Here is a 23,673-nt window from a genome sequence, read left to right on the forward strand (position 1 = left end):
GATGAAAAAAAGTCACTAAGTACGTACTTAGTGACTTTTGGTATAACACATTCTTCGCTCATTTGTACCCGTTTATGGGAGGTTACGCTTCAAATGGTTCGCCAGCTTGGTGACTTCCTTCTAGAACAAGGATTCCTTTTTCAGCAGGCGCATTCGGAAGATCTAATTCTTTTGCAGAACAAATCATTCCGCTTGAAGGAACACCTCTTAGTTCAGCATCTTTGATCACCAAACCGCTCGGCATCACAGCACCGACCTTTGCAACCACAACATATTGACCTTGATCAACGTTTGGTGCACCGCACACGATTTGTAAGGTTTCATCGCCAACATCTACTTGGCAAATGTTCAGTTTATCTGCATTCGGATGTTTTTCTTTTTCCTTCACATAACCGACCACAAACTTAGGTGATAGATCAACTGTTAATGTTTCACTGACACCGTTGCGGTTCAAAATTTCATTGATATCTTGAACAAGCGTTTCAGAAAGCGGTACAGATCCGTTTTCTTCAATTTTCATGTAAGTAGATGCATTGAAAATATTAAAACCTGTTGTTTCTTTTGTGTCTTGATTGAAGATTCTTACGACATCTCCAAACGTTTCATGACCTACTTCTTCTCTTGTTACATCTTTTAATGAAATAAGGAGTGTGTCGCCGACACCTTCTGCATTATAAAAAACGTTCATTCTTCAAAATTCCCTTCTACTGCTGTTTTGGTCTACTTTTTGCAAGAATAAAGATCGGTTCAAGCTTGCCTTCGTCATATAAAAATGACAAGGCCGTAATCGGAACCGTGCCGCTGGCGAAGAAGCTCATCGACATTTGCCCTAAAATATCATAGCCTGATTCATTGCGTACATCTGCAATGATGAACACATCTTGATGGGGAACGGAAATAGCCATTTGCCCCTCTACTTTTTGCGCGTATTCTTGTAAAATCGATTCATTTAATATTCTGCTTGCATCGTACCCGTCGTTTGCACGGAAGAAATAAAAACGGTTGCCCGCCACTTCATCCATTTTCACGACAGTCTTTAGTGACCGGACGTTAAAACTTGCGGTTTCTCTGATTCGTTCTTTAGTCCAGTTTTCCTTTTGCAGCATCTTCTCGTCAATTAATCTGTAGGTGCTTCCAAGGTCAAGTGCATAGTAGATTCTTGTCTCTGCTGTATGCTCATCAAAAACGAGTGGAATCTCATCACTTGATGTTTCTGGAAAGGACGTTGAACGAATGACCGGATAAATGTGCTTCTCTTTACCTGAGATGTGCTGCGCTTCACCTTTCATAGCACTGAGCGCTTCTTTCACATAATAAACGATCTCATCCAGTGTTTCATCAGGCTTTACTTCCCACTTTGCAATAATCGGCGGGAGCTCAAGCGTGATGCCCTTTCCTGTATGTTTATCTTCCACACGAAGCGTATCTTTTTCCCTGTCAAACTGGTGGGTCCAGCTGTCGTTCGTCAGACGGCTTTTCAATTGATTGGCAAGCTGTCTTGATGTCATTTTCGCCATAATAAGACTCTCCTTTCGTTATTTAGAAAGAGAATCTGTTAAAAATGCTTCAATCTCTTCCTTTGTCTTACGATCTTTGCTGACAAAACGGTTGATCTCTTGTCCGTTTTTAAAGACTAAAAAGCTTGGAATTCCGTAAATTTCCCACTCTGCACAAGTGTCGATGAACTGATCTCTATCCACATAGAAGTATTCAAATTCTGGATAGTTTGCTTCAAGCTCTGGCAAAAACGGCTCAATAAATGTGCAGTCCGGGCACCAGTCAGCTGAAAATAGTAATACGGTTAAGTCTTCTTGAATCACTTTTTGTAATTCTTCGTTTGATTCAATTTTTTTCATGTTTGATTCCTCCAGTTTGTATACTTAAATCTCCGAATTGTATATAGCCTTTCTTTCTCATCCATTCTGATACTACCAAACTAATCACTGCCGGGCCAACGATATGCAAGAGAGCAATTGCGAGGAAAACGGAAGGATGAAATCCCATGACTGTGAGAGTCATGAGCTGGCCGACAAGTCCGCTCGTTCCCATACCCGCTCCTGCCGCATTATTGACCATCCCAAAGCCAATGATACCAATTGGCGCAAGAATCAGTCCTGCAATCGTCGGCGGAATGAGAATGAGTGGATTTTTCACAATGTTCGGCAGCTGTAGTTTTGATGTTCCAATGCCTACCGCAGCAAGACCGCCAAAACGATTTTCTCTAAATCCTGCAGCAGCAAAGCCGACCATCTGCGCACAGCAGCCAATCGTTGCCGCACCAGCAGCAAGACCGCTTAAATCAAGCATCAGCGCAAGCGCAGCGCTTGAAATCGGTGAGCTAAGAGAAAGTCCAACAATGGTTGCAACCAGCATGCCCATGATGAGTGGACTTTGATCAGTCCCCCATACGATCAGTCTGCCGAGCCCTGTCATCACCGCCTGAATCCCAGGGCCGATGAAAGCAGCGGTGAGAAAACCTGTGATAATGGTCACAAGCGGCGTTAAAATAATATCAATTCTTGTCTCACCACTGATCAGTTTGCCTAATTCCACACCAATGAGAGCAGCCACGAAGCTTCCAGCAGGTCCCCCAAGCTCTGCTCCAGCGGCACCTGAAACAACACTTGCGAAAATAATTAAAGGAGAAGCGTTTAAGCGATAAGCAACCGCTACGCCAATTGCTGGTCCCATTAGCCCCATAGCGAGCGTTCCCATTTCCACGATGAGAGGAAATGATAACAGGCCGCCTGCTGTTTTTAAAATCAGCCCTACCACTAATGTAGCAAATAGACCTAAAGCCATATAAGAGAGTGCATCAATAAAATACACCTTTGGCGAAAGGGAAATACCCTTTCTTTTTAAATAAGTCATCAACGTCGTCTTCCTGCTTTCTCATAGGAAAGACGAAGAGGCCTGTCCTTCCCATTATATGTAGTCTTCTTACGATGAAAAATAGTCTCTACCATGAATATCATAATCATATTTTTTTTGCTTTATCAAGCACTTCTTGTGTAACATGAAAAGAAACAGGGCAAACCTTTACTAAGTTTGTGCACAAGGAGGAGATTGTTATGCAATTAACGGTTTATTTAGCTGGAGAAATTCATAGCCAGTGGCGCGATGAAATTAAGGAAAAAAGCCAGTCGTTGAAACTACCAGTGACGTTTGTTGGTCCAATGGAGAATCATGACCGATCAGATAACATCGGAGAAGATATTTTAGGCGGGCAGCCAAATGCCATCTTGAAAGACGATGCGGCTTCTGATTTGAACAATTTCCGCACCGAACTATTATTAAATAAGGCAGACGTTGTCATCGCCCGCTTTGGTGAGAAATATAAACAGTGGAACACGGCAATGGATGCTTCTTCTGCCATCGCCAAAGGAAAACCCCTTATTTTGATTCGTCCTAAAGAATTACATCATCCCCTAAAGGAATTATCAAACAAAGCAAATATCACTGTCGAAACAGTGAATCAAGCGATTAAGGCGTTGTCATACGTGTTTGAACAGGAATAAGAAAAAGGCTGTGCTCTTAAAAGAGGCAGCCTTTTTCTGATCGTTTACACTTGTTGATAAATCGAATCCACCGTGCTTTGATCACAATTTTTCACAAGACGAACAATTAATTCTTTTGCCGCTGCATAATCGTCCACATGCAAGACAGAGTGACTTGTATGAATGTAACGCGCACATACACCAATAACAGCAGATGGTACACCTTGATTTGAGATATGAACACGTCCAGCATCCGTACCGCCCGGCGATACGAAATATTGATATGGAATATTGTTTGTTTCGGCTGTATCGAGGACAAATTCTCTCATGCCTCGGTGCGTAATCATCGTGCGATCATAAATACGAAGAAGTGCACCTTTTCCAAGCTGGCCAAATTGTGATTTGTCTCCCGTCACATCATTTGCAGGACTCGCATCTAGAGCAAAGAACAGATCCGGCTGAATCATATTCGCAGCTACCTCAGCCCCTCTGAGCCCTACTTCCTCTTGTACGGTTGCACCTGAATACAATTGACATGAGAGGGTTTCGTCTTTTAATTCTTTCAATAATTCAATGGCAAGTCCGCACCCATAGCGGTTATCCCAAGCTTTGGCTAAAATCTTTTTCGGATTGGCCATTGGGGTAAAGACCGTTGCAGGAACGATTTGCTGCCCTGGGCGAACGCCAAGCTCTTTCGCTTCTTCTTCACTGTCTGCACCAATATCAATCAGCATATCTGACGGTTTTACTGGTTTGCTTTTTTGTTCTGGTGTCAGAAGGTGAGGAGGTGTGCTCGATACAACGCCCGGAATTGGCCCGTGATCCGTATGAACATCCACGCGCTGCGCAAGCATCACTTGACTCCACCAGCCGCCAAGTGTTTGAAAACGAATCATTCCGTTTTTCGTAATGGATGACACCATAAAGCCGACTTCATCCATATGACCAGCCACCATAATCTTCGGCGCGTTCTCTGGACCTTTGCGGACACCAAACACTCCGCCAAGACGATCCTGTATGAGTTCATCGGAATATTTCTCAAGTTCCTTTTTCATAAAAGCACGCACATGGTGCTCATTACCTGGAGTTCCCTGTAGTTCTGTTAAATTTCGGAAAAGCGACATTGTTTCTTCGTTCATTTGACAGTTACCCTCATTTCTATGTAATGACCATATAAATTCCTATAAAAATAACACTCACTTTATACTATAAGAATTCTTTCGGTTTTCCAAGTATCTCTCCAGAAATTTTGAATATGCTTTCAAGTATTCGGATTTCTTAACATCGCTGGACAAGTTTTGTATAATGGAAAAAACAGCAATACGGAGGTGCAGCACGTTGAAGTTAAAACATGTTCTGATTGGTGCGAGTATAGGCGTAGCCGCTGCAATTGTTGCAAAGAAAGTCTTTTTCCCTACGTATATCTCGTCTGAAAAAGCGTTAAAAATTGTGAAATCTGCTTTTAAACAGCGCGGCCCGATTGATGGCTCTTGGATTTATACTGTACCAGAACCGTATACCGTAAATGGTGAAACGATTGATGTGTACAAATCTGGCATTACACGCTCCGCCTTTGGCGAGCTGGAACAGTATGAAGTCATGATTGATGCAAAAACAGGCATGATCGTTGATGTCATTGATTCTGTTGCTTAATAAGAAAGCTTCGCAAAGACAAGTCCTTGCGAAGCTTTTTTTAGATGGCTTTGATTTTTTTGTATACAGGGTGCCACATGGCGTCTTGCACAGCCTGAATGAGATCATCAGGGGTTTCTTCCGCAATTCCTTCGTCAATCGCTGCTTGTGCCACACGGACAGCCACTGTCGCTGAAACTGTTCTGAGCTGATCAACACTTGGAAGCATCGCAGCACCCGGTTTTCCGACATTGACCATGCTCGCAATCGCTTCAGCACTCGCAACAAACATGCTGTCTGTCATGAGGCGGGCTTTACACACAATCGTTCCAAGACCAAGCCCTGGAAACACAAGAGCATTATTTGCCTGCCCAATTTCATATGTCACACCACCATATTCAACCGGATCAAACGGGCTTCCCGTTGTGACAAGCGCACGTCCTTCTGTCCATTCAATGAGATCTTCCGGCTTTGCCTCTGAAAGAGGTGTCGGGTTTGACATCGGTAAAATCGCTGGCCGCTCTACATGTGACGCCATTTCTTTCACAATTTCCTCTGTAAATGCCCCACCTACAGTTGAGGTACCAATTAAGATCGTAGGTTTCGCCTGCTTCACGACCTCTAACAAATCAATTGAATGCTTTGGACCATTACGTGCATAATCCTTCACTTCATCAGAACGTCTTGCATACGGCTTTTGAAATGGCTGAATGTCGGGTGAATCATCTGTGAGCAATCCCGTTTTATCAATACACCAGAAATGATCATATGATTCCTCTTCTTTGACACCGTCTCGCACGATCGCATCACGAATTTGCTCGGCTATACCAATCCCTGCTGTACCTGCTCCAAAGATCACGATTCGGTGATCTTTCAGCGGAACCTTCGATGCTTTTGCACAAGCCAGAACGGCAGCAAGTGAGACGGCTCCAGTTCCTTGAATATCATCATTAAATGTACAAATACGGTCCTTATATTTTTCCAAAATGGCGCGCGCATTTTTTGTACCGAAGTCTTCCCAGTGAAGAAGTGCATTTGGAAAAGTCGCACGGGCAAGCTCAACATATTGATCAATAAACTGATCATAGCGCTCTCCTCGAACGCGGGAGTGCTGATTTCCCACATAAAGCGGATCATTTAAAAGGCTTTCCTGGTTGGTCCCAGCATCAAGCACCACTGCCAGCACACGGCTAGGATCAATCCCTGCTGCGGCTGTATAAACAGCCAGCTTCCCGACTGAAATGGCAATTCCGCCAACACCCCAGTCGCCGATGCCTAAAATTCCTTCTGCATCTGTTGCGACAATGAGATCAATTGATTCATCCACTCCGTAAGATGCAAAAATTTCTTCCATTCCTTCTAGGTCATCAATGGATAAATAAATTCCTCTTGGCTTTCTATACTCGTGGCTGTAACGCTGAATCGCTGTTCCTACGGTCGGTGTGTAAACAATCGGCAGCATTTCTGCCAAATGCTCATTTAATAATTTATAAAAGAGCACTTCATTTCTGTCATGAAGCGCAGTTAAATAGACATTTTTCCCAAGTGCGTCTGGCTGTGCTTTGAACTGCTCATATGCACGCTTTGCTTGATCCTCTAGTGTTAACACCTTCGGCGGCAGAAATCCCTTTAACCCAAGCTCTTCCCGCTCTTCCTTTGTAAATGCGACCCCTTTGTTTAAATAAGGGACAGACATGACCTCGATCCCTCTTAACGGTGTCTCGATGACATCACCATGTACACGATAAAATTGATTCACCTGCACTCTTCCTTTCACAAGTTCATTTTGTCGTTATTTTGTGTGAAAGGCGAAAAAACATACAGATGATCTTTTATCTTCCGGTTTCTCTTTTGACCTCATGGGTCATTGCCCCGTCTTCATCCCACTTTACAGCACGGTAGATGGCATCATGATAAAACAAGTACCATGCATTGTTTTCTTCGGCGAATGCCTGCCATTTTTGCTTCGCCGGGATCGAGATCATTGGATAATCATCGTATGCCAACACCCAAAGCGGGTTTTTATGAGCGTGTGTCGGCATGATATCCGCTAAATGAATAGCCGTTTCTCCCTGACTTGTGAGCGTTAAGATGCTATGCCCATCGCTATGTCCACCTGTATGATGCAGGCGAATGCCTTCTGTTACTTCAATGCTATCTTCAAATGTCATGACTTGATCGGCAACAGGCTCCCAGTTTTCTTTCCAATATGTATTTCTTGAGCGGATGTTCGGTGCTCTCATTTCGTCCCATTCAATTTTGGACGTGATGATTTTTGCCTGTTGAAAAACAGACACGAGCTTATCGTCTTCACGTTTTGTCAGCCCGCTTGCATGATCAAAATGCAAATGAGTCATTAAGACGTAATCTATATCAGATGGGCGCAAACCGAGAGCCGCAAGTGATTCTTCTATTTTTGTTTCCTCTGTGACGCCATAATTGCGTTTTTGTTTCTCTGTCAGCTTCCCTGACCCGATTCCGGAATCTACTAACAGATGAAGACCGTTCCACCGTATGAGCATTGGATCACACCGTAATTCAATTTGATTTCGATCATTCACAGGGTATTTTTTTGACCATAATGGCTTTGGCACCACGCCAAACATGGCACCGCCATCCATGTGTGTATCTCCCCCATTTAACCAGAACAGTTCCATTTCGCCTATTTTCATTGTCTCCATTGCTGTCATCCCTCCTTTTTCTATCGTAGCAAATACAAAGGAAAATCGCATGTGCTAATCTTTTTATCAAAAAAAGCTGACCGCAATCGTTCGTTGCAGCCAGCTTTGTTCACTTGTTATTCAGGGAATTTTACTTCTGATCGATAGATCGGTTGTCCCATGGAAGAGAATTTCTCTTCATATTCTGTCATGACATTTCCTTCGAGACCATCCTCATGTAAATCAAGGCTCACATACGTTAAAAGGAGTCCGTAAGACGAAAAGCTTTTCAAGGAATATTCAAATAGTCCGCGGTTATCGGTTTTGAAATGTAATTCACCGCCTGGACGGAGGATCTGTTCATATCGCTTTAAAAAGGCTTTAAACGTCAACCTACGTTTTTCATGCCTTGATTTTGGCCACGGATCAGAGAAGTTTAAATACACCCGGTCAATCTCATTTTCCGCAAAGACATCTGTCAGTGTCTCTGCGTTGATATTTAGAAGCTTTACGTTTTCTACATCTGTTTCTTTGATTTTATCGACTGCCGTCACAATGACACTTTTAAATAATTCAATGCCGATATAGTTTATCTCAGGATGAAGCTTGCCCATTCCGGCAATAAAGCTCCCTTTTCCTGTACCGACTTCGATATGGATTGGATGATCATTTCCAAACAGCTCATGCCATTTCCCTTTGTATTGTTCAGGGTTGGCTAAAGCAATATGAGCATTTTCAGCTAAATAATCATCCGCCCACGGTTTATGTCGCATTCTCAATTTGATACACCTCTATTTTCTTTACATTTTATCAAGATACCATGAAACATAAAGAGCCGCAAGACAGCATCTTATCCGCACATATGAAAAAGACCAGCTGCTAATTGGGCTGGTCTGCTTCATGTATAAAATCAAAGCTGAATGCACAGTTTAACCACATAAATGACACGCCTTGAAAGGAGCATACGTATGGGATTAAACCGCCAACATCAGCTTCAATTAATCAAAGATATTTTAACTGATCACCAGCTGGATTGCTGCGGGACTGTTGCAGAATATGAACAGGTGGGACGCGTGATTCAATTAATGCTGGCAAAAGAAGATTTGGATGCTGACGTTCGTCAGCTACTAACAGATATTTATGATTACAGCCAAAAAGGCACCTCTGTCAGTTCAATTGATGCACATATCGAAGCGCATCAATCGCATCTATCTAACTGGGTCGAGAACATTCCACTGTCTTAATGGATGTTTAACCGTTTTAAAAGTGCATGTAGCTCGGCTTGCACTTCTTTTTGCGCCTTTTCATTTCCTTTTCTTTTATGCCAAACGACAAACGATACGGTTTCAGCCAGCACATACCATGCCATGCGTTTTCGCAAGTTGTCGGTCAGCGGAGCACCATACATAGAGAGCCAGCTTTCCCAGTTCTCTTCTTCAACATAATGGTATAAGAGCGGTCCAAGATCAATCGCTGGATCCGCAATCATTGCCCCGTCCCAATCAATTAAATAGAGCTGGTTTTCATCTGTCAGCAGCCAATTATTATGGTTGAGGTCACAATGGCATACGACCTTATCCTCGAAATGAACTGCCTCCACATGTTTCTCTAAATACTGGATGGCGCGCGTGATATCATGTGAGTCAATCTGCTCTTTTAAGATCGATGCCTTGAGATGCATCAAGATCGATGCCGGGTCAAGCGAGTGCTTTTCTAATCGTTTCAGCATATCGAGCAGCTCTTTTGATGTATGAATTTTTCTTAGCTGCTCCGCTACAGGACGGTCATTCATGTCCTTTGGCTTCAGCTCTCTGCCGCTCAGCCAGTGCTGTGCAGTGATGACATCCCCATTTTCCATTCGTTTTGTCCAGACAAGCTTCGGCACAATGCCTTCAGCTGACAAAACCGCAAGAAACGGTGACGTATTGCGTTTTAAAAATAGCTTTTGGTCATTGTGTGTTGCGAAGTACGCATCTCCCGTAGCGCCTCCAGCAGGAGAGATGTGCCATTCGCTACCTAATATTTGTCCCAACCAGTTCATATCAATTTTCAACCCATCATTTCTTAAAATATTTTAAATCATGCTTTTTTAGTCGACAAAATTCAGCCGATTGAGATCAATTGGCTGTTTATTTTTTATTTATATGATCATAAAAACAAAAAGGACAGCTATTGAGAATGAGATGCTAAACAATAGCCGTCCTATAGATTTTATCGCTACCTTCTTATACTCGTCAAGCAAAACTAGAAAAACAGGACAAGAACCTTATGAAAAGGGAAGTCTTTTTTCATGTTTCTTTTGCTCGTGCGCACACTGGCTGCTTCTTAGCCACGTAATTTTAACAATCGCTCACTAGCCTTAACAAACACTGGAGTGGCGCCAATCACTTCTCCATCGGCATGAAATAGGATTTTTTCATCTGCCTCCAAGTAGGCTTCTTCATGCTGAAAAAGGGTGACTCCCTCCATTACAAGGTGCTTTTTAAAAACCATTGCACTTAAAAATAAGAGGACTTTCAATGGATTCAAATCAGTGACAACGATTGTTTGAAATCCTGATTGCCTCGCACTTGCTTCCGGCGCTGCTTCCAGCCCGCCTCCATAATATGGGTGATTACATACGATCACAAACCACACTTGGCGAAAAACTTTTCTCTCATTTTCAATAAAAAGAGCAAGGTCAAACGGTTTGAATGACCATAACGAATGTAGAAAAGACAGCGGGTAGATGATAAACCCGAGTTTGAGTCGATTGAGCCACTTTTTCCCTCTAAAATGGACCGTTCTCTTCAAAACATGCGCATCAAACCCTACACCAATATGATTGAGAAAAAGAACAGATTGCGGACTTTCTGCATGATCTTGAAAGGAGCCGAGAGAAAATGTTTTCGTCAACATCCTCTTTTGTTTTCTCACTTCTTTGATCACATCATGACGCTGGATGCCCAGCCCCTTCGCAGCATCATTCCAATGACCTGCTGGGACAAAGCTTAGCTGCACATGATCAATTTCTTTTAAACCATTCAGTACTTCATGAAATGTGCCGTCACCGCCAATGACGATCAGCCGTTTCAATCTGTCGTCTTGCATAGCGCTAATCTGTCTCGCCAAAACTTCGGCATGTCCTTCATGCTGGGTAAGAAACGATCTGTAGGAGATCTCTACCTTTTGTAATTCTTTCTCTATGCTTCTCCAAGTGCGGAGTCCTTTTCCTTGTCCTGCTGCTGGATTGACGATAAAGTACCATTCATTCATATATTAGCTCCACTCAGGTCTCATTTTTTGGTGACCTTGATATGCCTTTAATCGAGCCATTCCTGCCTTCTTTTGCTGTCTGATTCACCATAAGCAAGCAATGCCTTTGTCGCTTTGAATTGCTGGTGCTTTGTCGGCGCGGTGTTTTTCCGTTGCTTGTCAAACCAATCCTCCGCTTTCTTCTTATCGACAACCTCCATCCCGAATGGAACTTCGGGCAAATCAATATACGAGGTGCGGCTGATGAGGATTTTTTTCACAGGAAGTTCTACACCACTTTGCTGTAAAATTTTTGACACAACAGTTCCAGAGCGCAGAAGGCTTGCACAAGGGTTTAAAACGGATTGAACAGCTTTTCCCGTCGCCCGCTTTTCCCAAAAACGTTCCTTCGATCCAATATATACGCTGTCTGGCTCTGCTTCTAAGAATGATAAACAGATGACTTCAAGCGGCGTAATGAGCACTGGACACAATTCCATCTCAGCTTTTTGAATGAGCAGCACCGGCTTGTACATCACAAAATAAGAATCTGGCAGCTGCCTTGCAAGCATCCGCAGCTTTTCATCATAGCGAATGTGATGGGAGACAGTTGAAATATGAGAGATCGTCGAGCTGGCCCATTTTAACTGAACATCGTAAAGATGATCCTTAAAAAAGTGAATCAGCTTCGTTTCATCGGTAGGAACGTTTGTAAAAACACCTTGTTCTATATCTGTTGGCTCGTTAAAAAGACTCAGGTCACGTTCCTTTTTCATATCGGCTTCTTTTTGCTTTCTTTTTAAGGAGAATTTCTTTCTCTTTTCTTCCTCTTGCTCAGGTGCTTGCTCCGTGGCTTGGTCAGCCTGCTTTTGCACCTGCTCTTTGGAAGCCTTTTTTAACTCGTCCCATCTTTGTTTTTTCAACCGAATAAACTGATTGATGTAATGATGCGGGTCTTGTTCATATCGTGATATATAATCTTGGATTTTAATAATTTGCGCCATCTGCTGCTCACTCCAACCTCTAGAATCATTTATGTAGTGTAAATTGTTTGATCGCGTGATAACGTGGGGTTTCTTTTAGACGAATTTCAAATAAAGCGATACTAGAAACCTCCATCGAATATGGTTCTTTCCGTAAGGGCGCTTGTTCTATATAGGACTGTTCTCTATTCCATTTGCGCGCAATCGTCATATGTGGATGAAAGGGTCTCTTTTCGACAGGATGACCTGCTGTCAAAACGGCTGCTTTCACCTTTTCTCTTAGATCCATCAAAGGCTTACTTTCACTAGGCTTTGCAAAAAAGACTCTCGGGCGCTCCTTTTGACCAAATACCCCTACTTCATTCAGCTTCAGCGGGAAAGCAGACACCTCATGAGACAGCTGTGCAAGTAGCTCAGAAATCTTATTTAAACGGTCTTCTGGAATCGCGCCTAAAAACACAAGGGTGACATGATAATCAATGGGTGCTGTCCATTTTTGAAAGGACAGTTCGCTCCTCTTGTCTATATCCGCTTTCATTTGATACGCGAGTTGTTCAGGGATTGGAATCCCAATAAAATAATGACGGCTTTCAGTCATATCTTCACCTGTCCTTTTTAACAAACTTTACGAATCCCCATTGATGATAGTATAACTAAAGTAATGCGGAATGAGAAGAAAGGGTGTCACATGATGAAGGTTGCACAAAATATAGCTGAATTAATAGGTCATACACCACTTGTAAAATTACAGCGCCTTCAGCCAGAACATGGCGCTGATATTTATTTAAAACTGGAATCATTTAATCCTAGCGGAAGTGTAAAAGATCGGGCTGCTTACAATATGATCCTTGAGGCAGAAAAACAAGGAAAGCTCACAAAAGGGGCAACGATTATTGAACCAACAAGCGGGAATACAGGAATTGGCTTAGCGATGAACGCTGCTGCAAGAGGCTACAAAGCCATTCTGATCATGCCTGATACGATGACCCAAGAAAGAATCAATATTTTAAAGGCATACGGCGCACAGGTCGTCTTAACCCCGGGGGAGGAAAAAATGCCAGGCTGTATTCGCAAGGCAGAAGAATTAGCTGCTCAAATTCCTAACAGCTTTATTCCCATGCAATTTGACAATGGTGCGAACCCCGATGCTCATAGAGGGACAACGGCTGTAGAAATTATGGATGCAGTGCAACAGATTGGGCAGCCGCTTGCCGCTTTTGTCGCCACTGCTGGAACTGGCGGAACCATTACAGGCACTGGAGAGGAACTCAAAAAAGCATTCCCGGAATTGACGATACATGTGGCAGAGCCAAAGGGGTCTCCTGTTTTATCAGGCGGGAAACCTGGCAAACATAAGCTTGTTGGCACAAGTCCAGGATTTATCCCACATATTTTAAACGAACAGGTGTATGATGAGATTGTGCAAGTGAGTGATGAAGATGCTTACGACATCACACGAAAGCTCGCCCGTCTTGAAGGTATTTTAGTCGGTCCATCATCTGGTGCGGCATGCTATGCAGCCATTGAAGCAGCCAAGCAAATGCCAAAGGATCACATTGTCATTTGTATGACAGCAGACACGGGTGAACGGTATTTATCAAGTGATGTGTTTCAAGATTAAAAAAGGAACAGGGCGTATGCTCCTGTTCCTTTCAGATTGTTGACAAAGGGCTAAAATGAACTTGATTTTAGCCCTTTGTTTTTTTCAGCGTGAAAGAAAACCTTTGCAGCCCTAGGAAGGACGAGTACTGGAGCGGAGCGAATTTGACATTCGTGAGCACCAGCACGCAGGACTGACAAAGAATGCGAGGGTTTGTCTACACGCTGAAAGGAACAACTCAGACCGTCTTGACCTCAGTCTGTTCGCCTGTCACAAGTAGAACTTGTTCATCAGTGAGCGGGCATAAAGAGAGCGTATTTTGATCTTTCTCTATGATATGCTGTGCGGCTTCACCTAAATAAGGATTGTTTATATGTGGTACCGGATAGCTGCTAATCTCATTGAATCCTTCAAAGGAAGATAATTCTAGCGCTTTCTCCTGATCATCCATCAGTGAGATGTATTCGATGCTTGGCGCCATGATAATACTCCCCGCAGATTCTCCGATATACAGCTTGCCTTTGCCGATCTCTTCTTTCAATACACGATCGAGCCCGTGCTTTCTTAATTCTTGCAGCAAATAAAAGGTATTGCCGCCAGATACATACATGACATCATTCTTCCTAATGATCTGTGTGATCTCTTGAACCGTTTGCCCGGTCAGCTGAACAGTCTCTACACGCATTTCTAATTGATGAAAGGCTTCTTTTGCTGCATCGACATAGTGCGTGACTTCTTCCACTTCACTGGCTACCGGAATGAATGTCACACTTTTTCCTTTTAAGGTGTCGCCTGCAAAGCCAGACAAGAGAGAATAGCTGTCTTTGAATGAAGAGCATAAGAACATTTTTTTCACGGTGAATCCCCTCTTCTCTTTCCTTTTTTATTTCGCCAATTCATACATGGCTTGTGCATATAGAGCAGTTGCTCGTAGTAAATCATCGATTTCGATATATTCATCCTTTTGGTGTGCGCAATCAGGTCTTCCAGGGAATAGAGGGCCAAAGGCAACACCTGCTTCTAATGACCTTGCATACGTTCCTCCCCCAATCGCAATAAGATGGGCAGGATCTCCTGTTTGTTCTTCGTAGACACGCTGTAATGTTTTCACAAGTGGATGGTCTTTTGAGACGTGATGAGGAGGACTGTCATCAAATTTCTCAATCATTGCCCCTTTTATTCGTTCAATCCCTTTTTTGACTTCCTCACCGTCCGCTGTTACGGGATAACGGACATTCAGCCCAAGCTTCGCTTCTTCGTTTTGCGAATAGCGGATTGTGCCAACATTCAAGGTCAAGTCACCACTAATATCATCCTTACAAGCGATGCCGAGTTTTTGTCCTCTTGTGTCTTGATCAAATAAAGCATTTATTTGTGATGTAAAAGCGAGCCCTCTTTCATCTAATTCATGCGCACATAAGAAATTCGCCATATGAATGCCCGCATTTGTGCCATTCGCCGGCTCCATTGCATGAACTGATACACCTTTTAATGTGAATGTCAGTCCATCTGCTGTATGGTTTGTCTCACCGGTTAACTGATTTTCCGCAAGATAGGCTGCAAAAGCCGTTTTTAAGGCTTCAGCATCGTGATCATTTGCTGCTGCCACAATCGCTCGAGCATCATCTGGGACCATATTGAGACGCATGCCTGATGTGAATTGCTTGAGGATGTAACGCTTGTTTTCTTCTGATTGTTCGTATGTAAAGGATACGATGGCATCTATGATCCCTTTTTCAGCATGAATAATTGGAAAATCAGCATCTGGCGCAAAGCCAATTTGTGGCATCGCCTCATGCTTGAAATAGTGATCGACGCATCTCCAATCGCTTTCTTCATCTGTGCCAATGATGATTCGAATCTTTTTCGACAGCGGCAGACCGGCATCTTTTAACATTTTCAATGCGTAAAACGCCGCCATGGTCGGCCCTTTATCATCAATGGCTCCTCTTGCAAAGATTTTATTTTCTCTTATGTCCGCTGAAAATGGCGGGGTTGTCCAGTCGTCTCCCGCAGGCACGACATCCACATGACATAGCACACCGACGATATCTTCGCCTTCTCCATATTCAATATGACCAGCATAACCATCAACATTTTTCACTTTGAAGCCCTCGTCCTGCCCTTTTTTGAGCATATACTGAAGAGCCTCATCCACTTTTTCACCGAACGGTTTTCCTTCTGTGCCGCCTTCTTCATCCAAGACACTTTCAATTTGTAAAAAAGATTGTGTATCCTGAATCAAATTGTCTTTTTTTCGTATGACTTCTGCTTCCCAATTCATTTTTCCATTCCTCCTTGAAAAAAGGTTGCAATCCACCCTTAAAACGAATATTATATTAAGTGTTTTGTAATAATGTTCGTAAATGGAGGATTTTATGTTTCAGTTAAAAGAGAACCAAACCAATATAAAGAAAGAATTACTCGCTGGTATGACGACATTCTTTACGATGGTATATATTGTAGCCGTCAATCCAGGAATCCTTTCAGATGCAGGCATTCCTTTTGACCAAGTCTTTACTGCAACCATTATCGCTGCTGTTGTCGGTACCCTCTGGATGGCACTCTTTGCAAACTATCCGATTGCCATTGCACCAGGTATGGGGCTGAATGTCTATTTCACCGTCACTGTTGTCGGTGGTGGGGGTCTCAGCTATCAAACAGCATTTAGTGCGGTATTTGTTGCTGGAATACTCTTTATCATTTTATCGTTAACATCCCTTAGAAAACAACTCATTGAGGCGATTCCAGATAATTTAAAGTACGGGATTACAGCAGGTATCGGACTATTTATTGCATTCATTGGGCTAAGACAGTCTGGGATCATCATTGCTGATCCACAAAACCTTGTGAAGCTTGGTAATTTAAGCTCACCTGTTGTCATTTTGACACTCGTTGGTTTAATGATTTCTGTCATATTAATGGTTCTTCAAGTGAACGGAGCGCTGTTTATCGGCATGTTAGCAACCACGTTAATTGCACTTGCAACAGGCCAGCTTCATTTTCCTAAAGTGTTAGTGGATACCCCAGCACTGCCTGAAGGAATGCTGATTACAAATCCATTCGCTGCGTTTGGCGATGTGTTTTCCCATCACTTGTATGCTGTTGTCTTCTCCTTTTTACTTGTAACGATTTTTGATACAACAGGAACAATGATCGGGGTTGCGGAACAAGCAGGTTTAATGAAAAATGGTCAGCTCCCAAAAGTACGCAGAGCCTTACTTGCTGACTCTGCTGCAACGACAATTGGCTCAATGTTTGGAACAAGCCCAACCACAGCTTACATTGAATCCTCATCAGGAGTTGCTGCTGGCGGAAGAACTGGACTGACCTCTTTAACCGTTGCTGCATTGTTTATTGTGGCTTTGTTTTTTGGTCCACTCGTTCAAGCCATTTCGTCTTTGCCGTCCATCACTTCACCTGTCTTAATCATTGTCGGCTGTTTGATGATGAATTCAGTGTCACGTATTCGCTGGAATGAGCTTGACGAAGCATTTCCTGCTTTTCTTGTGATTCTTTCCATGCCGCTGACATCTAGCATCTCTACTGGGATTTCACTAGGATTTATTTCATATCCACTTGTGAAGCTGGCAAAAGGAAAATGGAAAGAAGTGCATATTCTTGTGCTCATTTTTGCCGTCTTATTTTTCGTGCAGCTCTTTTTCTTAGAAGGATAACCAAAATAAAAAGACACATTTCTCATTTGAATGTGTCTTTTTTGTATGAATGATTTTTTATTTTGTAAATTTTCTGTGTTTATTTTTTGATCTTTCTTAAGTGGCAATTTTCTTTATACGCCTTGTGTTTATTGGGTTGTAACCGGATTCAAATCATGATATATACCATAATTTCATTCATGAAGACAAGTTTAAAAACACGTAAAGTTGACTTTTTGGTGGAACTAGATGCATAATAACGTGTATAATAGAATAAAACATTAAGAAACACGAACATTTACCATTGTTGCATGTCCTTATGTCGCAGTTTTAGTGTAGTAAGTTGTGGTTAGTCAAGTCCATCCGATCTTATTGATAGGGAGTGGTTTTTTGAAACCTTCAACAAACCGTATGATGACTCGAATAAAATCAGTTTATATGTTCATTCAAGAGAAAGGTCTTGTGACGACACAAGAGCTGGTTGATGAATTCGGGATCACACCTAGAACCATCCAAAGAGACTTAAACGTGCTTGCCTATAACGATCTTGTTCATAGTCCAAGCAGAGGCAAATGGGAAACAACGAGAAAAAAAGTAAAAATATCATCATAAGCGAATAATGAACTTCCATATAACAAAAAGAACCGGCGATATGCCGGTTCTTTTCATTTTCTCTATATTAATCACGATTGATTAAGCTGTCTAACTCTTCCTCCGTCAATTCACGGTATTCTCCTGGCGCCAAATCTTCGTCTAATGAAACAGCCCCCATCGAGAGCCGTTTTAAAAAGATCACTTCATTGCCCACTGCTTGTGCCATCAGCTTCACTTGATGGTATTTCCCTTCAGTAATCGTTAAACGGATCCGTGTATCTGCCTCTTGATTGGCATCTACTTCAACCTTCGCCGGCTTCGTCCGGTAGTCGTCTAAAATCACAACTCCCTCTTCAAGACGAGTGATGTCTTGATCTCCAAGCGGGTATTTTAGATGAACTTCATACGTTTTCGGGACATGCTTTTTCGGAGATAGCAATTGATGAGCAAGCTGGCCGTCATTTGTAAGGAGGAGGAGACCGACTGTATCCTTATCCAGTCTCCCTACAGGGAATGGCTCCCTTGCCATATCCTCTGGCTCTAGTAGATCAACAACCGTCTCATCTCGCAGATCCTCCGTTGCTGAAATGACACCGTCTGGCTTGTTCATCATGAGATAAATGAATTCTTTATACTCTACACGCTCTCCATGCACGAGCACTTCATCATTTGTTGGATCGACATGATCTTTCACCTGCTTCGCCACTTCTCCATTCACTGTGACGGCCCGGGCCTTGACCAGCTTCTTTACATCTTTCCTTGAACCAAAGCCGGTATTGGCCAGCAATTTATCAAGCCTCATGCTTCTCCACCTCTTCTTAACTCTTTTTTCTTAAAAATGACGGCATCCGGCTGCCAAGTACACGCTCTAACAATCCAACTTTATAAGATAAGAACATATACACACCGCCGCCAGTAATCATTGAAATCAAAATAACAATACCAGCTTGTACGATTCCACCTTCATATGAAATGACTTGACTCACAAGCTGACATGTCACATAAGCCACTACAGCCATGATTGCCGTTAAAATACCAATTAAAATAAACCGTTTGAAAATCCTGCGGAACGAATAGCCTGCATGGCGCTTGATCATGATGAACATATACAAAATCGAGGCACTGTAGCCTAATGCCGTTGCAAGAACAGAACCGTTTCCTTGCAGCCAGCTAATCAGCGGGATATTGAGAACCGTTTTAATGATGATCCCTAATAAAAGACTGACGATCGCAAATTTTTGTTTGTTAATCCCTTGTAAAATGGCTGCATTAATGGTGAATAAAGAAAACAGTAACGCAACAGGTGCATACCAAAACAAAATAGAAGTCCCAATCTCAGGATGCACAGACGGATAGAAAAACCAATAAACTGGTCCAGCCAATGCCGAAATACCAAATGAAGCAGGCAGAACGAAGAATAAAATGACCTGCATCGTTTGATCAATTTGTCGATTCAGCAGCTTGTAATTTCGCGCTGTAAAGGATTCCGTTATGGTAGGAATCAATGTTAAACCAAATGCAGTTGCAAGTGACACAGGAATCATGACAAGCTTCGGTAAATATAACGTCACAATAGACAGAACCGCTGTACTAATATCCTGATGTCCTGATGCAATCATCGCTCTGTTAATTGTATTTGTATCAATATAAGAATAAATTGGAATGGCAAGGCCAACAAACACATAGGGTGCTGCATAACTGAACAGCTCTGTAAACATTTGCTTATAAGATAATCCAGAATAGTCCCCTGTATTCGGCTGCATTGCCAAAAGCCGATCTTTCCGCTTCAGCCAATATAAATAAAGCGTAAATAGACCGCCAAACGCACCAATGAGTGCGGCAAATGTGGCATAACCAACCGCAATAACAAGACCGCCGTCAAGCACTTTTAAAATGATAAACGTCGCTGTTAATAGGAAGATGATTCTGACAAGTTGTTCGATGACTTGGGAAACAGCTGTCGGGCCCATCATCGAATGCCCTTGGAAAAACCCTCGCACAAGACTCATAATGGGTACAACCAATAGACCCAAACTGACCATCCGAATCACATAAACCACTTGATCGACCGTCAAACCGCCCGTTTCATTCGATCCTCCAAGCTGAATCTTGGCAAAGATCGGTGCGGTCAAATATAAAATAGAAAAGGCGATAATACCGGTGACAAGCATGACCGACATACCCGCCCTGAACATTTTTCTTGTTGTCTCATAATCGCCAATTGCATTATATTTAGAGACGAATTTCGATACCGCTGTTGGAAAGCCGAGCGTAGCAATACTTAAAAAGATCGTATACTGATTGTATCCATATTGGAATAGCGCACCACCAGTCGCTCCGACCATTGCGCTAAATGGAATTAAGTAAATCATACCAAGAATACGAGAGAGATAAGTCCCTATCGTTAAAACCAACGTACCACGAAGCAGTTTATTAGACATGCGCTTAACCACCATTTTTCTAATGAATATTCAACTTAACTATTTTAACACATCATTTCATCGCACAGGTAACAAATCCAATACAGAAGTCACAAAACCAATCAATTCATATTTCAGCCTTCCCCAATCTTCGTTATAATAGAGAAATGACTGAAAGTAGAAAGAGGAATGTAACATGAAACATTATGATGTCATTGTCATTGGCGGTGGACCTTCTGGACTGATGGCCGCGATTGCATCGGCAGAACACGGTGCATCGGTTCTGTTAATTGACAAAGGAAACAAACTTGGCAGAAAGCTCGCCATTTCTGGCGGTGGACGATGCAATGTGACCAATCGCCTTCCAGTAGAAGAAATTATCAAGCATATTCCCGGAAACGGCCGTTTTCTATATAGTGCATTTTCTGAGTTCAATAACGAGGATATTATTTCGTTCTTTGAAAATCTAGGTATTGAACTAAAAGAAGAAGACCATGGACGTATGTTCCCTGTCTCAAACAAAGCACAATCTGTTGTGGATGCCCTATTAGATAGGCTCCGCGTGCTCAATGTGACCATTCGAACGAATGAAAAGATTAAAACCGTTCTGTATCAAGACGGACAAACAGCTGGAATTGTTACAAATAATGATGAAAAAATTTCAAGTCATGCCGTTGTCATTGCTGTTGGCGGGAAAAGTGTGCCGCATACAGGCTCTACTGGCGATGGCTATGCATGGGCAGAAGCCGCTGGTCATACCATTACAGAGCTCTTCCCAACAGAAGTACCCGTCACGTCAGACGAGCGTTTTATTAAGGACAAAGTGCTACAAGGTCTTTCATTAAGAAGTGTGGCTGTGAGTGTTTTAAATAAAAAAGGAAAACCCGTCGTCACTCATGTCATGGATATGATCTTTACACACTTTGGCTTATCAGGTCCTGCCGTTCTGAGATGCAGCGGATTTGTTGTGAAGGAACTGAAAAAGCAACCGGCCGTCCGTCTTCAAATTGACTTATACCCAAAGATCAATGACGAGGAACTATTCCAAAAGCTTCATCGCGATCTAAAAGATGAACCAAAAAAAGCCATTAAAAATGTCCTGAAATCTTGGATGCAAGAGCGCTATTTATTGTTCCTTTTAGAACGAAATGGCATTGATCCGCAGGAGACATTTTCTGGTCTTGCTAAAGATAAACTGCGCGCTTTTGCTCATGATTGTAAACATTTCATCGTCCATGCAAATGGGACGCTTTCTTTAGATAAAGCCTTTGTTACAGGAGGCGGCGTTTCTGTCAAAGAAATTGAACCGAAGAAAATGGCATCCAAAAAAATGGCCGGTCTTTATTTCTGCGGAGAAATTTTAGATATTCACGGTTACACAGGCGGTTACAATATTACGTCAGCACTTGTGACAGGCAGGTTAGCTGGCATGAATGCCGCACTAGAAGTAAAGGAGAGATTCCAATGATTAGACGTGCACTTCCGATTGTCCTTGCAGTTGTCATTAGTTTGACAGCCGCTTTCTTTATGAAGCTGTCCATTACCCCGTTAAAAATCGCCATTATTTTAGCGTTTACGATTTTCGCTGTTTGTTTAAAAGAATATGTCTACCGTCTGCGCAAACGAATTGAAGAAAAGTCATCTTCACATATCGATGGTTGATAAATGGAAGCAAAACATGTTACGGTAAAATAGAGGTCGAGTGAGAAACTCGCCTCTTTTTGTTTGAAAATAGTTGAGACAGGGGATATTAAATTAAATCCTCTGCTTAAACGTGTAGAACAACAGGAGAGTGAGATGGTGTGAAAAACGTATCAAGTGTATTTTGGATTGTGATTGCTATCACATTTATTGCCGTTCTATGGGGAGCCCTTTCTCCAGATACGCTGCAAAATGTGACAGATCAAATTCAAACATACATTACAAATGACTTTGGCTGGTATTATTTATTAGTCGTATCGCTGCTAGTCGGCTTTTGTCTATTCTTTATCTTTAGCCCTATCGGAAAAATTACGTTAGGAAAGCCAGGTGAAGAGCCTGAATTTGGTCTTTTTTCTTGGTTCGCCATGCTATTTAGTGCTGGAATGGGCATTGGGCTTGTTTTTTACGGAGCCGCTGAACCGATCAGCCACTTTGCCATTCAATCCCCAACAGGCGAGACGGAAAATGCACAAGCCTTCCGTGATTCCCTTCGTTATACCTTTTTCCACTGGGGACTTCATGCATGGGCCATTTATGCAATTGTCGCCCTTTGCATTGCATACTTTAAATTTAGAAAAGATGCACCTGGATTAATCAGTTCCACCTTATACCCAGTATTCGGAAACAGAATTCATGGATGGATTGGAAAAACCATTGATTGCATCGCAGTATTTGCAACGGTGGTCGGTGTAGCCACTAGTTTAGGACTAGGTGCCGCACAAATTAATGGCGGATTAAACTATTTATTTGGTATTCCAAATAACTTCCTAACTCAGCTCATCATTATTGCAATCGTCACGGTCCTGTTCCTTCTCTCTGCTTGGAGCGGTATTGGTAAAGGGATTAAATATTTAAGTAATTCAAATATGATCTTTGCTGCTTTGCTTATGATCTTTTTACTCATTGTTGGACCAACTGTGTATATTTTAAATTCATTTACTGATTCAATCGGTCAATACTTATCAAATATTGTACAAATGAGCTTTAGATTATCACCAAATGATCCTGAAAAGAGAGAATGGATTAATGGATGGACCATCTTCTATTGGGCATGGTGGATCTCTTGGTCGCCATTTGTCGGTATTTTTATTGCAAGGGTTTCACGCGGGAGAACCATTCGAGAATTTTTAATTGGTGTCTTAGTGGCTCCTTCCATCCTCGTGTTCCTTTGGTTCTCAATCTTTGGCGTATCTGCAATGGACTTACAACAGAACAATATCGTCGATGTTGCAAACATGTCTACTGAAACGATGCTGTTTGGTGTTTTAAATGAATACCCACTCGCCATGATTACATCCATTCTGGCACTGATTTTAATTGCGGTATTCTTTATCACATCAGCAGACTCAGCTACATTCGTTCTCGGAATGCAGACAACCTATGGATCATTAAATCCAGCGAATAGTGTAAAGATCAGCTGGGGGATTATCCAGTCAGCAGTAGCGGCAGTGCTCTTATTTTCAGGCGGTCTTCAGGCCTTGCAAAACACAGCCAAACTTGCTGCTTTACCGTTCTCTGTTGTCATCATTTTAATGATTGTATCCCTGTACAAATCATTAAATGAAGAACGAAGAGCAATTAAACAAGCAAATAAGTACAATAAACCAAGAAGTCCAAGAGTAAAAAAAGCATAATCATCACAAGAGAAAAGTCGTTCCTCATCCGAACGGCTTTTTTTCTCGTTGAAATAATTGAA

The 23,673-nt window shown here is 42.4% G+C and carries 25 protein-coding genes; 9 read left to right on the forward strand and 16 right to left on the reverse strand.

Annotation, left to right across the window (positions count from 1 at the left end; genetic code table 11):
- Positions 1-82 precede the first annotated feature (82 nt).
- The 4 genes from ytpR to BA79_RS07895 are packed head-to-tail and all read right to left on the reverse strand — an operon-like array spanning position 83 to position 2,871.
- Complete coding sequence (gene ytpR / locus BA79_RS07880) at positions 83-688, reverse strand: YtpR family tRNA-binding protein (protein WP_035702057.1); 606 nt, start codon at positions 686-688, stop codon at positions 83-85.
- Between the two features lie 16 nt (positions 689-704).
- Positions 705-1,517 carry a DUF1444 domain-containing protein gene (locus BA79_RS07885; protein ID WP_008343044.1) on the reverse strand — a complete coding sequence of 271 codons (813 nt, stop codon included), beginning with the start codon at positions 1,515-1,517 and terminating at the stop codon, positions 705-707.
- 18 nt (positions 1,518-1,535) lie between these two features.
- Positions 1,536-1,856: a thioredoxin family protein gene (locus tag BA79_RS07890; RefSeq protein WP_003217665.1), complete on the reverse strand. Its 321-nt coding sequence runs from the start codon at positions 1,854-1,856 to the stop codon at positions 1,536-1,538.
- Positions 1,843-2,871 (reverse strand): PTS sugar transporter subunit IIC, encoded by a 1,029-nt coding sequence (locus BA79_RS07895; protein ID WP_017367866.1) that lies wholly within the window; start codon positions 2,869-2,871, stop codon positions 1,843-1,845. Before BA79_RS07895 ends, BA79_RS07890 begins: the two co-directional genes overlap by 14 nt.
- A 200-nt stretch (positions 2,872-3,071) precedes the next feature.
- Between BA79_RS07895 and BA79_RS07900 the strand changes: the two genes are divergently transcribed.
- Entirely contained in the window at positions 3,072-3,518 is a 447-nt protein-coding gene (locus tag BA79_RS07900) for a YtoQ family protein (protein WP_007501817.1), read from the forward strand.
- Between the two features lie 44 nt (positions 3,519-3,562).
- On the opposite strand, the gene BA79_RS07905 is transcribed toward BA79_RS07900, so the two are convergent.
- Complete coding sequence (locus BA79_RS07905) at positions 3,563-4,636, reverse strand: M42 family metallopeptidase (RefSeq protein WP_008343043.1); 1,074 nt, start codon at positions 4,634-4,636, stop codon at positions 3,563-3,565.
- Positions 4,637-4,835: 199 nt separating this feature from the next.
- On the opposite strand from BA79_RS07905, the gene BA79_RS07910 reads away from it, so the two are divergent.
- Positions 4,836-5,150 (forward strand): PepSY domain-containing protein, encoded by a 315-nt coding sequence (locus BA79_RS07910; protein WP_003217759.1) that lies wholly within the window; start codon positions 4,836-4,838, stop codon positions 5,148-5,150.
- Positions 5,151-5,190: 40 nt separating this feature from the next.
- Here BA79_RS07910 and BA79_RS07915 read toward each other — a convergent pair whose 3' ends face one another.
- From BA79_RS07915 to trmB, 3 genes are all read right to left on the reverse strand, one after another.
- Positions 5,191-6,888: an NAD-dependent malic enzyme gene (locus BA79_RS07915; protein ID WP_035391093.1), complete on the reverse strand. Its 1,698-nt coding sequence runs from the start codon at positions 6,886-6,888 to the stop codon at positions 5,191-5,193.
- Between the two features lie 73 nt (positions 6,889-6,961).
- On the reverse strand, positions 6,962-7,810 hold the full coding sequence (locus BA79_RS07920; protein ID WP_035702058.1) for a YtnP family quorum-quenching lactonase: 849 nt from the start codon (positions 7,808-7,810) through the stop codon (positions 6,962-6,964).
- Between the two features lie 116 nt (positions 7,811-7,926).
- The gene (gene trmB, locus BA79_RS07925) at positions 7,927-8,568 is read right to left on the reverse strand and encodes a tRNA (guanosine(46)-N7)-methyltransferase TrmB (protein ID WP_025207815.1); all 642 of its coding nucleotides are present in this window, start codon (positions 8,566-8,568) and stop codon (positions 7,927-7,929) included.
- Between the two features lie 189 nt (positions 8,569-8,757).
- On the opposite strand from trmB, the gene BA79_RS07930 reads away from it, so the two are divergent.
- On the forward strand, positions 8,758-9,033 hold the full coding sequence (locus BA79_RS07930; protein WP_017358323.1) for a YtzH-like family protein: 276 nt from the start codon (positions 8,758-8,760) through the stop codon (positions 9,031-9,033).
- Here the strand turns inward: BA79_RS07930 and BA79_RS07935 are convergent.
- The 4 genes from BA79_RS07935 to thpR all read right to left on the reverse strand — a co-directional run bounded on the left by BA79_RS07935 (position 9,030) and on the right by thpR (position 12,604).
- Complete coding sequence (locus BA79_RS07935) at positions 9,030-9,830, reverse strand: phosphotransferase family protein (protein WP_025207816.1); 801 nt, start codon at positions 9,828-9,830, stop codon at positions 9,030-9,032. The genes BA79_RS07930 and BA79_RS07935 overlap by 4 nt on opposite strands.
- A 284-nt stretch (positions 9,831-10,114) precedes the next feature.
- Positions 10,115-11,044: a YegS/Rv2252/BmrU family lipid kinase gene (locus BA79_RS07940; protein ID WP_035702060.1), complete on the reverse strand. Its 930-nt coding sequence runs from the start codon at positions 11,042-11,044 to the stop codon at positions 10,115-10,117.
- A 47-nt stretch (positions 11,045-11,091) separates the two neighbouring features.
- Positions 11,092-12,027 (reverse strand): hypothetical protein, encoded by a 936-nt coding sequence (locus tag BA79_RS07945; RefSeq protein WP_017367870.1) that lies wholly within the window; start codon positions 12,025-12,027, stop codon positions 11,092-11,094.
- Between the two features lie 25 nt (positions 12,028-12,052).
- A complete protein-coding gene (gene thpR / locus BA79_RS07950; RefSeq protein WP_035702194.1) occupies positions 12,053-12,604 on the reverse strand; it encodes an RNA 2',3'-cyclic phosphodiesterase in 552 nt (183 codons plus the stop codon).
- A gap of 93 nt (positions 12,605-12,697) precedes the next feature.
- On the opposite strand from thpR, the gene cysK reads away from it, so the two are divergent.
- A complete protein-coding gene (cysK, locus tag BA79_RS07955; RefSeq protein WP_035702063.1) occupies positions 12,698-13,627 on the forward strand; it encodes a cysteine synthase A in 930 nt (309 codons plus the stop codon).
- Between the two features lie 217 nt (positions 13,628-13,844).
- Here the strand turns inward: cysK and BA79_RS07960 are convergent, their stop codons facing one another.
- Positions 13,845-14,462: a Type 1 glutamine amidotransferase-like domain-containing protein gene (locus tag BA79_RS07960; protein WP_035702066.1), complete on the reverse strand. Its 618-nt coding sequence runs from the start codon at positions 14,460-14,462 to the stop codon at positions 13,845-13,847.
- A 27-nt stretch (positions 14,463-14,489) separates the two neighbouring features.
- Positions 14,490-15,890, reverse strand: a complete 1,401-nt coding sequence (gene pepV / locus BA79_RS07965; protein WP_035702069.1) for a dipeptidase PepV — start codon at positions 15,888-15,890, stop codon at positions 14,490-14,492.
- Positions 15,891-15,984: 94 nt separating this feature from the next.
- On the opposite strand from pepV, the gene BA79_RS07970 reads away from it, so the two are divergent.
- Together BA79_RS07970 and BA79_RS07975 are read left to right on the forward strand one after the other, a co-directional pair.
- Positions 15,985-17,283, forward strand: coding sequence for an NCS2 family permease (locus BA79_RS07970; RefSeq protein ID WP_035702071.1), 1,299 nt, complete (start codon positions 15,985-15,987; stop codon positions 17,281-17,283).
- Positions 17,284-17,652: 369 nt separating this feature from the next.
- The gene (locus BA79_RS07975) at positions 17,653-17,874 is read left to right on the forward strand and encodes a DeoR family transcriptional regulator (RefSeq protein ID WP_008356419.1); all 222 of its coding nucleotides are present in this window, start codon (positions 17,653-17,655) and stop codon (positions 17,872-17,874) included.
- 67 nt (positions 17,875-17,941) lie between these two features.
- On the opposite strand, the gene BA79_RS07980 is transcribed toward BA79_RS07975, so the two are convergent.
- Together BA79_RS07980 and BA79_RS07985 are read right to left on the reverse strand one after the other, a co-directional pair.
- Complete coding sequence (locus BA79_RS07980) at positions 17,942-18,658, reverse strand: pseudouridine synthase (RefSeq protein ID WP_025207823.1); 717 nt, start codon at positions 18,656-18,658, stop codon at positions 17,942-17,944.
- A gap of 16 nt (positions 18,659-18,674) precedes the next feature.
- On the reverse strand, positions 18,675-20,297 hold the full coding sequence (locus tag BA79_RS07985) for a putative polysaccharide biosynthesis protein (protein ID WP_019743707.1): 1,623 nt from the start codon (positions 20,295-20,297) through the stop codon (positions 18,675-18,677).
- A gap of 175 nt (positions 20,298-20,472) precedes the next feature.
- Here BA79_RS07985 and BA79_RS07990 point away from each other — a divergent pair, with 175 nt between their 5' ends.
- From BA79_RS07990 to opuD, 3 genes are all read left to right on the forward strand, one after another.
- Positions 20,473-21,744: a BaiN/RdsA family NAD(P)/FAD-dependent oxidoreductase gene (locus tag BA79_RS07990; RefSeq protein WP_035702074.1), complete on the forward strand. Its 1,272-nt coding sequence runs from the start codon at positions 20,473-20,475 to the stop codon at positions 21,742-21,744.
- A complete protein-coding gene (locus BA79_RS07995) occupies positions 21,741-21,938 on the forward strand; it encodes a hypothetical protein (RefSeq protein WP_008343027.1) in 198 nt (65 codons plus the stop codon). The genes BA79_RS07990 and BA79_RS07995 overlap by 4 nt, the downstream gene beginning before the upstream one ends.
- Before the next feature lie 140 nt (positions 21,939-22,078).
- Positions 22,079-23,611 (forward strand): glycine betaine transporter OpuD, encoded by a 1,533-nt coding sequence (opuD, locus tag BA79_RS08000; RefSeq protein ID WP_035702077.1) that lies wholly within the window; start codon positions 22,079-22,081, stop codon positions 23,609-23,611.
- Positions 23,612-23,673 lie beyond the last annotated feature (62 nt).

The organism is Bacillus altitudinis 41KF2b, assembly GCF_000691145.1.
GTDB lineage: Bacteria > Bacillota > Bacilli > Bacillales > Bacillaceae > Bacillus > Bacillus altitudinis.

What these genes read in the sequence shown, in the direction of transcription:
- ytpR (WP_035702057.1), bottom strand. Translation starts at nt 688, where the DNA reads ATGAACGTTTTTTATAATGCAGAAGGTGTCGGCGACACACTCCTTATT.
- BA79_RS07885 (WP_008343044.1), bottom strand. Translation starts at nt 1,517, where the DNA reads ATGGCGAAAATGACATCAAGACAGCTTGCCAATCAATTGAAAAGCCGT.
- BA79_RS07890 (WP_003217665.1), bottom strand. Translation starts at nt 1,856, where the DNA reads ATGAAAAAAATTGAATCAAACGAAGAATTACAAAAAGTGATTCAAGAA.
- BA79_RS07895 (WP_017367866.1), bottom strand. Translation starts at nt 2,871, where the DNA reads ATGACTTATTTAAAAAGAAAGGGTATTTCCCTTTCGCCAAAGGTGTAT.
- BA79_RS07900 (WP_007501817.1), top strand. Translation starts at nt 3,072, where the DNA reads ATGCAATTAACGGTTTATTTAGCTGGAGAAATTCATAGCCAGTGGCGC.
- BA79_RS07905 (WP_008343043.1), bottom strand. Translation starts at nt 4,636, where the DNA reads ATGAACGAAGAAACAATGTCGCTTTTCCGAAATTTAACAGAACTACAG.
- BA79_RS07920 (WP_035702058.1), bottom strand. Translation starts at nt 7,810, where the DNA reads ATGGAGACAATGAAAATAGGCGAAATGGAACTGTTCTGGTTAAATGGG.
- BA79_RS07930 (WP_017358323.1), top strand. Translation starts at nt 8,758, where the DNA reads ATGGGATTAAACCGCCAACATCAGCTTCAATTAATCAAAGATATTTTA.
- BA79_RS07935 (WP_025207816.1), bottom strand. Translation starts at nt 9,830, where the DNA reads ATGAACTGGTTGGGACAAATATTAGGTAGCGAATGGCACATCTCTCCT.
- BA79_RS07940 (WP_035702060.1), bottom strand. Translation starts at nt 11,044, where the DNA reads ATGAATGAATGGTACTTTATCGTCAATCCAGCAGCAGGACAAGGAAAA.
- BA79_RS07945 (WP_017367870.1), bottom strand. Translation starts at nt 12,027, where the DNA reads ATGGCGCAAATTATTAAAATCCAAGATTATATATCACGATATGAACAA.
- thpR (WP_035702194.1), bottom strand. Translation starts at nt 12,604, where the DNA reads ATGACTGAAAGCCGTCATTATTTTATTGGGATTCCAATCCCTGAACAA.
- cysK (WP_035702063.1), top strand. Translation starts at nt 12,698, where the DNA reads ATGAAGGTTGCACAAAATATAGCTGAATTAATAGGTCATACACCACTT.
- pepV (WP_035702069.1), bottom strand. Translation starts at nt 15,890, where the DNA reads ATGAATTGGGAAGCAGAAGTCATACGAAAAAAAGACAATTTGATTCAG.
- BA79_RS07970 (WP_035702071.1), top strand. Translation starts at nt 15,985, where the DNA reads ATGTTTCAGTTAAAAGAGAACCAAACCAATATAAAGAAAGAATTACTC.
- BA79_RS07980 (WP_025207823.1), bottom strand. Translation starts at nt 18,658, where the DNA reads ATGAGGCTTGATAAATTGCTGGCCAATACCGGCTTTGGTTCAAGGAAA.
- BA79_RS07985 (WP_019743707.1), bottom strand. Translation starts at nt 20,297, where the DNA reads ATGTCTAATAAACTGCTTCGTGGTACGTTGGTTTTAACGATAGGGACT.
- BA79_RS07990 (WP_035702074.1), top strand. Translation starts at nt 20,473, where the DNA reads ATGAAACATTATGATGTCATTGTCATTGGCGGTGGACCTTCTGGACTG.
- BA79_RS07995 (WP_008343027.1), top strand. Translation starts at nt 21,741, where the DNA reads ATGATTAGACGTGCACTTCCGATTGTCCTTGCAGTTGTCATTAGTTTG.